Below are 14,265 nucleotides of genomic sequence, written 5' to 3' on the forward strand. Positions count from 1 at the left end.
GACGTGACGTGCGTGGGCATTTCCACGCCGGCGGCAAGCGCAACATGGTGCCCCGCGCGCTGAACGCCGCGCCGGCCGGTGTGATCGTCATTCCGGCCGGTGGCGCGTGCGCGACACCGTCGTCGGGATGGCACGCGACGGGATGGCGGCGTCGGCCGTGATGATCGGGCACGGCCGCAGGCTGATCGACTTCGGACGCGAACCGCATCGCTATTGAGCAGAGCAGACGAGATGGACGGAACAGGACAGGCATTGCAGACGGCGCTCGCGCATCACCAGGCGGGGCGTCTCGCGGAAGCGAAGACGCTGTACGACGCGATCCTCACCGCGCAGCCGGGCCAGCCGGACGCGCTGCATTTTCTCGGGCTGCTGGCGTGCCAGCTGAAGCAGTACGACGCGGGCATCGCGCTGATGGAGCAATCGCTCGTCGCGCGGCCGGACGCGTCGTACTTCAACAACCTCGGCAACATGCTGCGCGAAAGCGGCCGGCTCGACGACGCGATCGCGCACTACCGGCGCGCGGTGGCGCTGCGACCGGACTATCCGGAGGCGCACAACAACCTCGGCAACGCGTTGCGCGACGCGCGCGAGCCGGCGGCTGCGATGCAGAGCTGCGCGCGCGCGATCGAGCTGCGGCCCGGTTACGCGCAGGCGTACAACAACCTCGGCAACGCGCTGCAGGATCTGGGCGACCTCGACGACGCCGCTACGCACTACGGCCGCGCGATCGAGCTGGATCCGTCGATGGCAATGGCCCATGCGAACCTGAGCGCCGTGCGTCACAAGCAGTTGCGCTGCGCGGAAGCGCTCGCGCATGCGCAGGACGCGATCCGGCTCGCGCCGACCCTCGCCGAAGCGCACAACCACGCGGGCAACGCGTATCACGGACTGGACCGGCTCGACGCGGCGCAGGCCAGCCATCGCACGGCCGTCACGCTGAATCCGGCGGACGCCGGCGCGTGCCACAACCTGTCCGTCGTGCTGCTGAAGCTGCAGCGGCTCGACGAGGCGCTCGTGTATTGCCGGCAGGCGTTGCAGGCCGGCCCGCCGGCCGTATTGATGCACGTCAATCTCGGCGACATCCTGCGCGCGCAGGGCAACGTCGATGCCGCGGTCCACGCGTATCGCGATGCGCTTGCGCTGGTGCGCGACGACGCCGACGACGTCGCGGCGACCGTGCTGAACCGGCTGCTGTTCAGCGCGGCGGCGTCCGCCTGCGTGACCCCCGCCGACTACCTGGCCGACGCGCGGCGCTACGGCCGGCACCTGGCCGCGCGTTCGACGCGCCATGCGCACGATCCGCGCGAGCGGGCCGCGCGCGCGCAGGGGCGGCCACTGCGCGTCGGCTTCGTGTCCGGCGACCTGCGCCTGCATCCGGTCGGCATCTTCCTGGAAAGCGTGCTCGCGCACCTCGAGCGCACGCGCATCGACCTGCGCGTGTACGTGACCACGGACGAGGAGGACGCGATCACCGCGAAACTGCAGCCGCACGCGAGCGCCTGGCGCTCGATCGCCGCGCTGGGTCCGGAGGCGGCTGCGCGGATGATTCACGACGACGAAATCGACGTCCTCGTCGACCTCGCGGGCCATACGCAGTCGAGCGGGCTGGCCGTGTTCGGCTGGAAACCCGCGCCGGTGCAGGCGAGCTGGCTGGGCTTTTTCGCGTCGACCGGCTGCGACGCGATCGATTACTTCATCGGCGACCGCTACACGCTGCCGGACGCCGAAGCGCATCACTTCGTCGAGCGGCCGTGGCGGCTGCCGGACAGCTTCCTGTGCTTCACGCCGCCGGCCTGCGACGTCGAGGTCGGCCCGCTGCCGATGGCGGCGCGCGGCCATCCGACGTTCGGTTGCTTCGGCCAGCTCGTGAAGATCGGCGACGACGTCGTGCGCGCGTGGTCGCGCATCCTGCACACGCTGCCTGACGCGCGGCTGCTGCTCAAGGCGCATGAGCTCGGCCGCGAGGGCGTGCGCGACGCGACCGTCGCGCGCTTCGCGCGGCATGGCATCGACGCGAGCCGGCTGATCCTCGAGGGCGGTTCGCCGCGCGCGGAATACTTCGACGCCTATCACCGCATCGACGTCGCGCTGAGCCCGTTCCCGTACCCGGGCGGCACGACCACCGCGGAAGCGCTGTGGATGGGCGTGCCGGTGCTCGGCATGAAGGGCGGGCGCTTTGTCACGCACATCTGCGAAAGCGTGCTGCACGCGGCGGGCATGGGCGAATGGGTCGCTGACGGCGAGGACGCCTACGTCGCGAAGGCGATCGCGGCGGTGCGCGACCGCGAGCGGCTCGCGACGCTGCGCGCCGGGCTGCGCGCGCAGCTGCTCGCGTCGCCGCTGTGCGACGCGCGCCGGTTCGCGGCGCATCTCGAAGCGGCGTTCATCGGCATGTGGCAACGCTATACGAACTCGGAACACGAAGCATGAACGATATTCACGACACGCTGCAGTCCGCTCTGGCGCATCACCAGGCGGGGCGTCTCGCCGAAGCGAAGACGCTGTACGACGCGATCCTCACCGCGCAGCCGGGCCAGCCGGACGCGCTGCATTTCCTCGGGCTGCTGGCGTGCCAGCTGAAGCAGTACGACGCGGGCATCGCGCTGATGGAGCAATCGCTCGTCGCGCGCCCGGACGCGTCGTACTTCAACAACCTGGGCAACATGCTGCGCGAAAGCGGCCGGCTCGACGACGCGATCGCGCACTACCGTCGCGCGGTGGGGCTGCGACCGGACTATCCGGAGGCGCACAACAACCTCGGCAACGCGTTGCGCGACGCGCGCGAGCCGGCGGCTGCGATGCAGAGCTGCGCGCGCGCGATCGAGCTGCGGCCCGGTTACGCGCAGGCGTACAACAACCTCGGCAACGCGCTGCAGGATCTGGGCGAGCACGAGGCGGCGGCGGCGAGCTACGCCAAGGCGGTCGCGCACCAGCCGCAATACGCCGATGCGTACTGCAATCTCGGCAACGCGCTGCATGCGCAGGAGAAATTCGACGATGCCGCGGAGGCCTATCGTCGCGCCATCGCGCTGCAACCGGGCTTCCACGTCGCGCACCAGGGGCTGAGCGCGACGCTGCGCGCGGCAGGTGACCTGCGAGGTGCGGTCGACCATGCGCGCGAGGGGCTCGATCCGGAAGACGCGGACGCGCACTGCGTACTGGCCAGGCTGCTGCAGCGCATGAGCGAGTTCGGCAAGGCGGTCGAACTGCTCGAGCGGGCGATCGCGATCGATCCCGCGCATGCGCGGGCATGGGCCTGGCTCGGCGACCTGCGCAACCAGCAGGGCGAATACGGGCAGGCCGTGCAGGCGTGCCGGCACGCGATCGAGCTCGATCCCGAACTGGCCGATGCGTACAATTTCCTCGGCTACGCGTATCACAACCTCAACCGGCTGGCGGCGGCGGAGCTGAGCTACCGGCACGCGATCGACCTGAACCCCGACGATGCCGACGCCCATCAGAACCTCGCCGCCGCGCTGTTGCGGCTCGAGAAGCTCGACGAGGCGATGAAGCACACGGAGATCGCGCGGGAACTCGGCATCGATCCGCTGAAGCTCCAGATGACGCTCGGCGACATCCTGTGGGCGAAAGGCGATCTCGCCGGCGCGCTGGACGCATTCCGCACGGCGATCCGCTACGACCTGCATCGCGCGTACTCGCGGATGCTGTTCAACATGTCGAGTTCGCCCGCGTTCGAGCCGCAGGAGTGGGTCGCTGAAGCGCGCCGCTACGGCGAACATCTCGAGCGCGATGCGCTTCCGTTCGAGCACGACCGCGCGCAGCGCGTCGCACAGGCGCAGGGGCGGCCGCTGCGCGTCGGCTTCGTGTCGGGCGACCTGCGCCAGCATCCGGTCGGCATTTTTCTGGAAAGCGTGCTGGCGCGGATCGACCGGTCGCGCATCGAGCCACATGCCTATGTGACGTTCATCGGCGAGGACGACGTGACCGCGCGGCTCAAGCCGAACTTCGCGAGCTGGAAGAAGGTGGTCAGCCTGGGCCGCGAGGAGGCCGCGAAACTGATTCGCGACGACGGCATCGACATCCTGATCGACATGGCAGGCCATACCGACTGGAGCGGCCTGCCGATCTTCGGACACAAGCCCGCACCGGTGCAGGCGAGCTGGCTCGGTTTCTTCGCGACGACCGGTTGCCGCGCGATCGACTATTTCATCGGCGATGCGCATACGCTACCCGCCGACGAGGCGCATCACTTCACCGAGCGGCCGTGGCGGCTGCCGGACAGCTACCTGTGCTTCACGCCGCCACCGTACGATGTCGCGGTCGGCCCGCTGCCGATGGTGGCTCATGGCGGCGTCACGTTCGGCTGCTTCGGCAAGCTGGTCAAGATCAGCGACGAGGTCGTCGCGCTGTGGTCGCGCATCCTGCACGCGCTGCCGGACGCGCGCCTGCTGCTGAAGGCTCATGAGCTCGGCGCCGACGACGTGAACCAGGCGACGCTCGACCGCTTCGCGCGGCATGGCATCGGCGCGGATCGGCTGATTCTCGAAGGCGGGTCGCCGCGTGCGGAATACTTTGCCGCGTATAACCGCATCGACGTCGCGCTGAGCCCGTTTCCGTACCCGGGCGGCACGACCACGGCCGAAGCGCTGTGGATGGGCGTGCCGGTGCTCGGGATGAAGGGCGGCCGGTTCGTCACGCACATTTGCGAAAGCGTGCTGCACGCGGCGGGCATGGGCGACTGGATCGCGACGGACGAGGAGGCGTACCTGACGAAGGCCGTCGCGTTCGCACGCGATCGTGACCGGCTGGCGACGTTGCGGGCAACGCTGCGCGCGCAATTGCTCGCGTCGCCGCTGTGCGACGCGTCGCGCTTCGCGCGCAACCTGGAAAACGCGCTGCACGGTATGTGGGCCTGCTACGCGTCCGGCGAGACGGCGACCCCGGACGCGTGACGAGCAGGATAGCGTCACGGCTGGAAGCCGCGCTCGCGCATCGTTGGGCCGGCCGCCCGAGATGATCGGCGCGGCCGTCGAGCGGGCGACGCGGGCGATGCGGCCGTAGCCGGCGCGATCCGGCTCGCGCTCCTGCCCGCCGGCGAAAAAAAAGCCGCATTGAAGCGGCTCGACGGTACGGCGACAACGGACCGCTCGACTGGCGGCGTCTTTTAATTCGACATGCGCGGCGGGCGAGACGCCCGGCCGGTCACAGCAAGCCGGCCTTCTGGTACTGGCTCGCGGCCTTGATCCGCTCCTGGGACTGCGCAAATTCCGCAGCCAGGCGGTCACGGTCCGTCTGCGCATGCTCGGTGATCGACGCGTCGATCGCCATGATCTGCCGCACCTGGTCCAGCACGTCCGGGGTCTGCTCGCCGGACAGGTTCATCAGCAGCGGCGAGCGTTCGTCGACGAGGGCCGCGACGCGCACCCAGTCGCGTGCGTCGGCCGCCGACTGCATGGCACGGGTCAGGTCGAAGGCGCGGGACAGGGTGTCGTTCGTCATGGTTCGGCTCCGAAGGGGCGGTGTGGCGAAGGCTTACTTGTTGTTGGCCATCGCGCCGGCGCTGTTCTGGCCGCCGAACAGCTGGGTCAGGTAGCGGGTGTTGTTCGCCATCGTCGCCATCAGCGTGTTCAGCGCGGTGAACTGCGCATTGTATTGCTTGGTCAACTGGTCCGAGTAGGTCTGCAGCTGCGTCGCCTGACCCTGCACGCTCTTCAGATCGGCGTTGATTGCGTTGGTGCGCTGGTCGATCAGGCCGGACGTCTGCGTGTACGTGTTGATGTTCGCATTGAGCGCCTGGGCGATGCCGTTCGTCTGGTTGAAGATCGCCGTCACCGCGGAACTGTTCGACTTGAGCGCGGTGGTCAGCGCGGCGGTGTCGACCGACATCGCGCCGGTCGAGTCCACGTTGATGCCGATGCTGCCGAGCGCATAGGTCGTGCCGCCCGTCGTGACGCCGCTGCTGAGCGTCGTCGCGAGTGTGTTCCTGATCGTGTTCATCATCGCGTCGCCGAGCAGCGGGCCGGCGGTCTTCGCCGTCGGGTCGTAGCTCGTCAGCGATTTCGCGGTATTCACGAAGTTGGTATACGCGGTCGCGAAATTGTTGATCGCGGTCGTCGCCGCGGCCGTGTCCTGCGACAGCGTGACGGTTTGCGTCGTGCCGACAGCGGCCTGCGACAGCGCCAGCGTGACGCCCGTCAGCGCGCCCGACACGTTGTTCGACGCGCTCGAAACCGGCGTGCCGTCGATCGTCAGCTTCGCGTCGGCGGCCGGCGTGACCGTCGTGTACCCCGACGTCAGTTTCGAGTTGACGCCCGTGCCCGTGATCGAGATCGTGTTGGCCGCGCCGGTGGCGTTCGACTGCATCACGAGATGCTGGCCGTCCGAGCCGGTGATGACCGACGCGGTGACGCCGGCATTGCCGGACGCGGAGTTGATCGACGACGCGATGTCGGACAGCGACGCGCCGGCCGCCACGTTGACGTTGAACGCGGGGTTGCTGCCGAAGGTGATGCTCAGCGAGCCGGCCGAGATCGTGTCCGCCGACGTCACGCCGGCCGACGACAGCTTGTTGGCGGTCGCGAGCTGCGTGACATTGACCGAATACGAACCGGCCACCGCGCCGCTGCCGCTCTTGATCGTCGTCGCGATGCCCGTGCCGCTCGCCGTCGCGGCCAGGCTGCCGAGCGCGGTGCCGTCCGAGAGGCCGGTGAGCGCGGTCTGCAGCGCGGACAGCGCACCCTTCAGCTGGCCGATCGCGGACAACTGCGTATTGTCGTTCGTCTGGCGGGTCTGCAGGGTCTGCAATTGCCCGGCCGTCTTCGCGTTCACCAGCGTCGTGACGAGCGTATTGACGTCGAGCGACGAATTGGTCGCGCCGCTGATGATCGATTGACCTGCATTCGCCAGGATGCTGCTGATGTCCGTGCTGCTGACGGGGGTCGTGGTGGCCATGCCGTTGCTCCGGTCGTCCGCGCAACCAACGTGCGCGATGCGGCGGGGCGCCGCGGTTCAATGCAAAGAGGGAGGCGTGCCTCCCTGGAGAATTCTGATCCGGGCGGTGTCGGCGGCGTCGCGATGCATCGCATGGCGACGCCGCCGGCCCGGAGGCGGGCGGGCGCGTGGCCCGCCGCGGGTGCTGCTCGATTAGCCGAGGAGCTTCAGGACTTGCTGCGGCAGCGAGTTCGCTTGCGCCAGAACCGAGATACCCGCTTGTTGCAGCACTTGCGCCTTGCTCAGGTTCGCCGTTTCCGTCGCGAAGTCCGCGTCGGTGATCTGCGAGCGAGCGGCGGTCATGTTGGTTGCCTGGGTTTGCGTCGTCGAGATCGCAGCCTGGAACGTGTTCTGTGCTGCGCCCAGCGTTGCCTGGAACGTGTTGACTTGCTTCAGTGCCGCGTCGATCGCCGTGATCGCCGATTGCGCGCCCGACTGGGTGGCGACGCTCAGGGTGTTCACGCTCATGCCCGTGCTGTTCCAGTTCGCCGTGCCGAAGTCGACGGTGACGACCTGGTTCGCTGCTGCGCCGATCTGGAACGTGACGCTGCCGGTGCCGCCCAGGATGGTCTGGCTGTTGAACGTCGTTTGCGATGCGACACGGTCGATTTCGCCGAGACGCGTCGTCACTTCAGCTTGCAGGTTCGCGCGAGCGCTCGAATCCAGCGAGCCGTCGCCGGCTTGTTGCGCCAGCGTACGGATACGCTGCAGGTTGTCGACCGTCGATTGCAGCGCGCCGTTGGCGGTCTGGATCATCGAGATGCCGTTGTTCGCGTTTGCAACACCTTGCGTCAGCGCGTTGATTGCCGCCGTTTGCGACGTCGAGATCGCCAGGCCGGCTGCATCGTCAGCAGCGGTGTTGATGCGCTTGCCCGACGACAGGCGGTTGATTGCTTGCGACAGTGCGCTCTGCGAGCCCGACAGATTCGTCTGCGTCGTCAGCGAAAGGATGTTGGTGTTGATGTTCAGCATTTGCTTCCTCGTTTTGGAAAATGGCTGGGATACAGACAGGTTCTGATTTCGGCGTTGCGCTTTATCGCGACTGGCGCTGCCCCGCCTTTCCTGGTTGACGGCGGCACCCGGCGAAAACTTTAGAGGGATGTTTGGGTAAATTCGGGACGGAAGGATGGCTGTCGGCCGAAAGGCCCGCCCGGCTTGGCCGGCCGGGCCGCGGGCAGGCGCGGCACCCGGCCCCGTGCGACGGGGTGAGCGACCGCGCGACGCGGAGCGGCGAACCGGGGGATGCAAAAGGGTAGTTTTGTCTGTGATTCTCTGCTATGATGGCGGGCTGAATTGAGATTTCTGTCACGCCTCTGCCGTTTTCGGCATGTCTGCTGGCAGTCAAACGCGGCGCTGCACGCGGTTGTGAAGCGTACTCGCGGTGCTTTCCGCCTCTCTTTTCCGGCCTCCGAGGCCGTATTTCCGCTCGTTTCGCCTGTTTGTGGGGACGCTCGGATGGCCGGTGCGTGGCGCTTGGCCGCTACGTTTTTGACCGTTTAAGCAATTTAGGAACGACATGACGACGATTCTTCTGAAAGAAAACGAGCCGTTCGAAGTGGCGATTCGCCGCTTTCGCCGTGCTATCGAAAAAAATGGCCTGATCGCTGAACTGCGCGAACGCCAGTCCTACGAAAAGCCGACCGCAGTCCGCAAGCGCAAGAAGGCAGCAGCCGTCAAGCGCCTGCACAAGCGCCTGCGCAGCCAGATGCTGCCGAAGAAGCTCCACTAAGAGCGTCTTACGGTTCGCCGCGAAACGGCGGAGCGTGCTTCGAAAGAAGCCGCTCCGCCGTTTCGCTTTTGGGGGCCGGGAAACTCCCGGGGCCGTGGCGGGGCGGCCGTGCCGGCCCGCCGTTCAAAAGTCGATCTTCGCGCTCAGGCTCACCGTGCGCGGGTCGCCCGGCTTTACGTAGTCCGCGTACTGGTATTCCCAGTAACGGCGGTTCAGCACGTTGTCGATCGACGCGCGCAGCGTCACGTCGTGGCGGCCGACCCGCGTCAGGTAGCGCGCGCCCGCGTTGACGACCAGAAAGCTCGGCGCGTCGAGGCCGCCGGCCGCGCGCAGCGGCGTCGCGCCGGTGAATTTCGCGTCGACGCCGAGCGTCAGCCCCGGCACGCCCGGCACCGCATAGCCGAGGTCGCCGGCGAGCACGAAACGTGGCGCGCCCGCGACACGGTTGCCGTTGTTGCCGATCCCGTTCGCGTACCACGCGTCGAGCAGCATCGCGTCGACGCCTGCGTTCCAGCGTGCGCCGAATTTCGCGCGCGCACCGAACTCGATCCCCTGGATGATCGATTCGCCGTCCTGCACGTAGACGTTCGCGGCGTTCGCATATTCGGCGCTGCGCTGGATGCGGAACAGCGCGGCCGTCGCGCTCCAGCGCGCGTGCTCGCTCTTGATCCCCAGCTCGTATTGCTTGCTGCGCAGCGGCTTGAGCACTTGGCCGGCGTTCGCGTAGACGTCGTTCACGCGGCTGCCGGGCTCGAGCGATTCGGCGTAGCTCGCGTAAGCGGTCGTGGTCGGCGCGAGCTTGAACATCACCGCGAACGTCGGCGTGACCACGCCGTTCTGGCGGTAGCCGGGATCCTCGACGCCGCTCGCCTGGAACGAGCGCTGCTCGTAGTTCATGTAGCGCACGCCGGCGAGCACCGACCACCGCTCGGTGAACTGCACGGTGTCGCTCGCGAACAGCGATTTCTGCACGATCTCGCTCGTGCGGTACTGGATGAAGCCGTGCGGGCTGTCGTAGCGGTATGGGTTCGGCGCATACAGGTTGCCGGCGCCGAGCGGCACGAACACGCTGTTCGCCGAATAGTCGTTCGCCTGCTTCTGCCACGACGCGCCGAGCACGATCTGGTGGCTGAACGGGCCCGTGCGCACCTTGCCCTCGACCATCGCGCGCCACTGGCTGAAGCGGTGATCCTCCATCCCGACGTAGCGGCTGTCGGTGTAGTTGCCGGCCGCGTCCTGCAGGTACAGCGTGCTTTCGTTGCGGCGGCGCGTCGCCTTGCTGTAGCTGTACGCGACGTCGAGCTGCCAGTCGGGTGCGAGCTGGTATTGCAGCCCGGCCGTGTAGAGCTGCAGGTTCGTGTTCAGGTACTGATCCTTGCCGCCGAGGTTCGTCGTGCCGCCGCTGATCGTCGCGGGCAGCGCGCCGCCCGGGTAGCTGCCGGTGAAGATCGACGGCGTCTGGCCCGTCGTGCGGCGGTCCTGGTACAGCGCGCCGAACGTCACCGACAGGTCGCGCGTCAGGTTCGCCTGCAGCGCGAGCGAGACGCTGTCGCGGCGGATGTTGCCGTCGTTGTACGTCTTGCCTTCCTCGTGCGTCGCGTTCAGCCGCGCGCCGAACATGCCGTTCGGCCCGAAGCGCTGGCCGAGATCGACGTGCTCGGTCCACACGTTGGTGCTCCGGTAGCCGACGTCGACGCTGCGCACGGGCTCGACGCCCGGCTGCTTCGTCACGTAGTTGACGACGCCGCCAGGCGTCACGAAGCCGTACAGAAACCCGCCGAGCCCCTTCAGCAGCTCGACGCGGTCGAGCTGTTCGTACGGCATCGTGATCCCGTACGTGACGAACGGCAGCCCGTCGATCTTGTAGCCGTTCTGCCAGTCGAGCTGCATGCCGCGCACGGTCATGTAGCTGGCCCATGCGCTGTACGCGCCGCTGTTGTCGGACACCGAGGCGTCGTTCGCGAACACGTCGCCGAGCTTGTACGGCTGGCGTGCCTCGAGCTCCTCCGACGTGACGATCGTCGTCGAGAACGGCGTGTCGAGCTGGCGGCGCGTGCCGAGCGCACCGGTGGAGAGCGTGTCGGTCAGGTGCTGCGGCGAGTCATGCGCAGCGGTGACGTTGATGGCCGGCAGCGCCGTGGCGCCGCCGGGCGAATCGTCCGCGTGCGCGAGCGACGCGGCAAGGCAGGCAAGGGCGGCGGCCACACGACGTGGGCGGACAGGAGGACGGGCGAGGCTGACGGTCATGACGGGTAAGTAAAAATGCAAGTAAGAATCATTCGCATTGCGATAAAATGTTGCGCATCGTATCAAAACCCGTCGAACGCGCAACAATTCCATGCCGCGTGCAAGGGCATCCGGCCTCGCCAGCGGCGGCCGGCCGGCTCGGGCGCGGCGCCTGACCGCAAATGACCTGCATCCCGTTGAACCGGGGCCGCTCGTGCCGGCCCGCTTTCCCTTCCCAGGGCGCGCGATGAACGCGTTCCTGCGACCATTTCTCGTCCGCCTGCATCGCTGGTTCGGCCTCGCGATCGCGCTGTTCCTGTTCGTCGCGGGCCTTACCGGCGCGCTGATCGCGTGGGATCACGAGCTCGACGCGGCACTGAACCCGGACTTCTACACCGCCCGCAGCGATGCGGCGCCGCTTGATCCGCTCGCGCTCGCGACGCGCATCGAGGCCGCCGACCCGCGCGTGCAGGTGACCTATCTGCCGCTCGCGATCGAGCCGGGCCACACACTGCAGGCGGGCGTGATGCCGCGCACCGACCCGGCAACGGGCCAGCCGTACGCGCTCGGCTTCAGCCAGATCGCCGTCGATCCCGCGACCGGTGCGGTGCAGTGCCGCCGCGAATGGGGCGCGCTGTCGGTCGCGCGGCTCGACCTGATGCCGTTCATCTACCGGCTGCACTATTCGCTGTTCCTGCCCGTGTATGGCGGGATCAACTTCGGGTTCTGGGTGATGGGCGTCGTCGGCATCGTGTGGGCGATCGACTGCCTGATCGCGCTCGTGCTCGCGTTTCCGAACCCGAAGAGCTGGCGCAAGTCGTTTGCGTTCCGCGTGCGCCGCGGCGGCTATCCGCTGGTGTTCGACCTGCACCGCTCGGGCGGCGTGTGGGTGTGGGGGCTGCTGCTGGTCGTCGCGGTCACGTCGATCTCGATGAACCTCGCCGTGCCCGTCGTGCGGCCGCTGGTATCGCTGGTGTCGCCGCTGGCCGAGACGCCGTACACGAATCCCGAACACTTCCCGCCCGCCGCGCCGGGCAGCACGGTGCTGCCGCGCGAGCGGATCGTCGAGATCGCGCGTGCGGCAGGGCGCGACGCGGGTTTCGCCGCACCGCCCGGCGCGCTGCTGTTCGCGCCGGCGATGAATGCCTATGCGGTCGGGTTCTTCACGCCCGGCAACGATCACGGCGACGTCGGGCTCGGCAATGCGTGGCTCTATTGGGATGCGGTGACCGGCAAGCCCGTTGCCGCCCAGGTGCCGGGCCGCGGTTCGGCCGGCGACCTGTTCATGCAGGCGCAGTTTCCGCTGCACTCGGGGCGGATCGCCGGCGTCGCGGGGCGTGCGGCGGTGAGCGCGCTCGGCATCGTCATCGCGATGCTGAGCGTGACGGGCATCTGCATCTGGGTGAAGAAGCGCAGCGCCCGCGTGCGGGCCGCGCGCAGCACGCGCTCGGTTGCGCCGGCGTCGTCGCGCGCCGCAAGGTGAGGGGTGGCGCGCCGCGCCGCGCTTCGTGAGCGGTGAGCGGGCGGCGTAACCGGCGCTGGGCCGCGGGGACCGGCGGTCGGTCGGCAGCTGCCCGCGCCGTCGGCCAGCCTCGCGCCGTCAGCCCGCCTTGCGCCGGCGTGCGGCCGGCTTGCCGCCGAGCGCCGCGCATTGCGCGTGGCACGGGCAGCCAACTTCGTGATCGTTGACCATGCCGGTGGCCTGCATCAGCGCATAGCAGATGGTCGAACCGACGAACTTGCAGCCGTACGCCTTCAGCGCCTTGCTGAGCGCGTCGGACTGTTCGGTCGACGCGGGCGCGTCGCGGTACGACTGCCACGCGTTCTGGACCGGCGTATCGCCGACGAACGACCACAGGAACGCGGCGAGCGACCCGTGCTCTTCGCGGATGCGCTGCACGGCGCGCGCATTGGTGACCGCCGATTCGACCTTCGCGCGGTTGCGCACGATGCCGGGATTCTCCAGCAGCTTCTCGATGCGTTTCGGCGTGAAGCGCGCGACGGCATCGACGTCGAAATCCGCAAAGGCTTCGCGATAGCCCACGCGCTTGTTCAGGATCGTCGACCACGACAACCCGGCCTGCGCGCCTTCCAGGATCAGCATTTCGAACAGGTGGCGATCGTCGTGCGACGGCACGCCCCACTCGGTATCGTGATAGTGAGCATCCGCTTCCGTCTTCACCCAGTTGCACCGCTGCGACATCGTCTGCCTCGCTTTTCGTATCGATTCGATCGCGTCAGCATAGCGGAAGCCCTTTTCACGGAACAGCCGGCCGAACGGCAGATGGGCGCGCGGCGCCGATCCGGTTAAGCTTGGCGCCTGTTCGAATCAGCGGGATGAAGGCATGGCGGCATTACTTTTTGCGATCGGCATCGACGGCGGCGGCACGGGCACGCGCGCGGTGCTGGCCGACCGGCACGGGCGCGAGCTCGCGCAGGGGCGCGGCGGCCCGTCAGGGCTCGGGCTCGGCATCGAGCGCGCGTGGGCGTCGATCGGCGCAGCCTGCGCGGATGCATTCACCCGGGCCGGTCATGCATTCGACTGGTCGCAGTGCGCGCTCGGCTGCGGGCTCGCGGGCGTCAACAATGCGGCGTGGCTGGCCGCGTTCCGCGCGCAGGCACCGCTCGGCGCGCTCGCGGTCGAGAGCGACGCGTATACGACCGTCGTCGGCGCGCACGGCGGCGCGCCGGGGCTGATCGTCGCGCTCGGCACCGGCAGCATCGCCGCGGCGCTCGATGCGGCCGGCGCGTGCCGCATCGCCGGCGGCTTCGGCTTCCCGTCCGGCGACGAGGCGAGCGGCGCATGGCTCGGCGTGCGCGCGCTCGCGTATGCGCAGCAGGCGCTCGACGGCCGCGTGCCGCGCGATGCGTTCGCCACCGCGCTGCTCGCGGAAACGGGCGCGCAGGATCGCGACGCGCTCGTCCAGTGGTCGTGCGATGCGAACCAGACGATCTACGCGCGGCTTGCGCCGATCGTGTTCGCGCATCGTGCGCATCCGGTCGCGGCCGCGCTGATCGCGCAGGCGGGCGACGAGATCGGCAAGATGATCGACGCGCTCGATCCGCAGCGGGCGCTGCCGGTTGCGCTGTGCGGTGGATTGGCGGACGCCCTCGCTCCGGCCGTGCCGGCGCGCCATGCCGTCCGGCTGCGCGCGCCGCTCGACGATTCCGCGCACGGCGCGCTGCGGCTCGCGCTGCAGGCGTTGCGGGCGGCGGAAGGGGGCTGACGGCGTTTCGGGGGTGGTTGGAGGCGCACCGCAACCGCGCCGCTGGCGGCAATCGACCGGGAACCGTCCGGCGGGCAACCGGGCACGACGTTAGAATGGCCATTCCGCAGAGCCCTGAGCGCCATTCTTCCG

Annotated in this window: 10 protein-coding genes; 5 read left to right on the plus strand and 5 right to left on the minus strand. The window is 68.5% G+C overall.

The genetic code is table 11. The features are described 5' to 3' along the window. Positions 1-231: 231 nt before the first annotated feature. Together QZM35_RS30985 and QZM35_RS30990 are read left to right on the plus strand one after the other, a co-directional pair. Positions 232-2,430 (plus strand): glycosyltransferase family 41 protein, encoded by a 2,199-nt coding sequence (locus QZM35_RS30985; RefSeq protein ID WP_301777421.1) that lies wholly within the window; start codon positions 232-234, stop codon positions 2,428-2,430. Continuing rightward, complete coding sequence (locus tag QZM35_RS30990; protein ID WP_301777422.1) at positions 2,427-4,913, plus strand: glycosyltransferase family 41 protein; 2,487 nt, start codon at positions 2,427-2,429, stop codon at positions 4,911-4,913. The genes QZM35_RS30985 and QZM35_RS30990 overlap by 4 nt, the downstream gene beginning before the upstream one ends. A 250-nt stretch (positions 4,914-5,163) precedes the next feature. Here the strand turns inward: QZM35_RS30990 and QZM35_RS30995 are convergent, their stop codons facing one another. The 3 genes from QZM35_RS30995 to QZM35_RS31005 all read right to left on the minus strand — a co-directional run bounded on the left by QZM35_RS30995 (position 5,164) and on the right by QZM35_RS31005 (position 7,923). After that, a complete protein-coding gene (locus QZM35_RS30995; RefSeq protein ID WP_089424224.1) occupies positions 5,164-5,460 on the minus strand; it encodes a flagellar protein FliT in 297 nt (98 codons plus the stop codon). Positions 5,461-5,493: 33 nt separating this feature from the next. Next, positions 5,494-6,912: a flagellar filament capping protein FliD gene (gene fliD, locus QZM35_RS31000; RefSeq protein WP_174947693.1), complete on the minus strand. Its 1,419-nt coding sequence runs from the start codon at positions 6,910-6,912 to the stop codon at positions 5,494-5,496. Positions 6,913-7,104: 192 nt separating this feature from the next. Further along, positions 7,105-7,923: a flagellin domain-containing protein gene (locus QZM35_RS31005; RefSeq protein WP_011350581.1), complete on the minus strand. Its 819-nt coding sequence runs from the start codon at positions 7,921-7,923 to the stop codon at positions 7,105-7,107. Between the two features lie 544 nt (positions 7,924-8,467). Here QZM35_RS31005 and rpsU point away from each other — a divergent pair. Further along, on the plus strand, positions 8,468-8,680 hold the full coding sequence (gene rpsU / locus QZM35_RS31010) for a 30S ribosomal protein S21 (protein ID WP_006401410.1): 213 nt from the start codon (positions 8,468-8,470) through the stop codon (positions 8,678-8,680). A gap of 123 nt (positions 8,681-8,803) precedes the next feature. Here the strand turns inward: rpsU and QZM35_RS31015 are convergent, their stop codons facing one another. Next, complete coding sequence (locus tag QZM35_RS31015; RefSeq protein WP_301777423.1) at positions 8,804-10,927, minus strand: TonB-dependent siderophore receptor; 2,124 nt, start codon at positions 10,925-10,927, stop codon at positions 8,804-8,806. Positions 10,928-11,153: 226 nt separating this feature from the next. Between QZM35_RS31015 and QZM35_RS31020 the strand changes: the two genes are divergently transcribed. After that, a complete protein-coding gene (locus tag QZM35_RS31020) occupies positions 11,154-12,389 on the plus strand; it encodes a PepSY domain-containing protein (RefSeq protein WP_301777424.1) in 1,236 nt (411 codons plus the stop codon). A 117-nt stretch (positions 12,390-12,506) separates the two neighbouring features. Here the strand turns inward: QZM35_RS31020 and QZM35_RS31025 are convergent, their stop codons facing one another. Further along, on the minus strand, positions 12,507-13,109 hold the full coding sequence (locus QZM35_RS31025) for a DNA-3-methyladenine glycosylase I (protein ID WP_174974890.1): 603 nt from the start codon (positions 13,107-13,109) through the stop codon (positions 12,507-12,509). Positions 13,110-13,251: 142 nt separating this feature from the next. On the opposite strand from QZM35_RS31025, the gene QZM35_RS31030 reads away from it, so the two are divergent. After that, a complete protein-coding gene (locus QZM35_RS31030) occupies positions 13,252-14,133 on the plus strand; it encodes a BadF/BadG/BcrA/BcrD ATPase family protein (RefSeq protein WP_301777425.1) in 882 nt (293 codons plus the stop codon). Positions 14,134-14,265 lie beyond the last annotated feature (132 nt).

It is taken from the genome of Burkholderia sp. AU45274 (genome assembly GCF_030482505.1).
Lineage (GTDB): Bacteria > Pseudomonadota > Gammaproteobacteria > Burkholderiales > Burkholderiaceae > Burkholderia.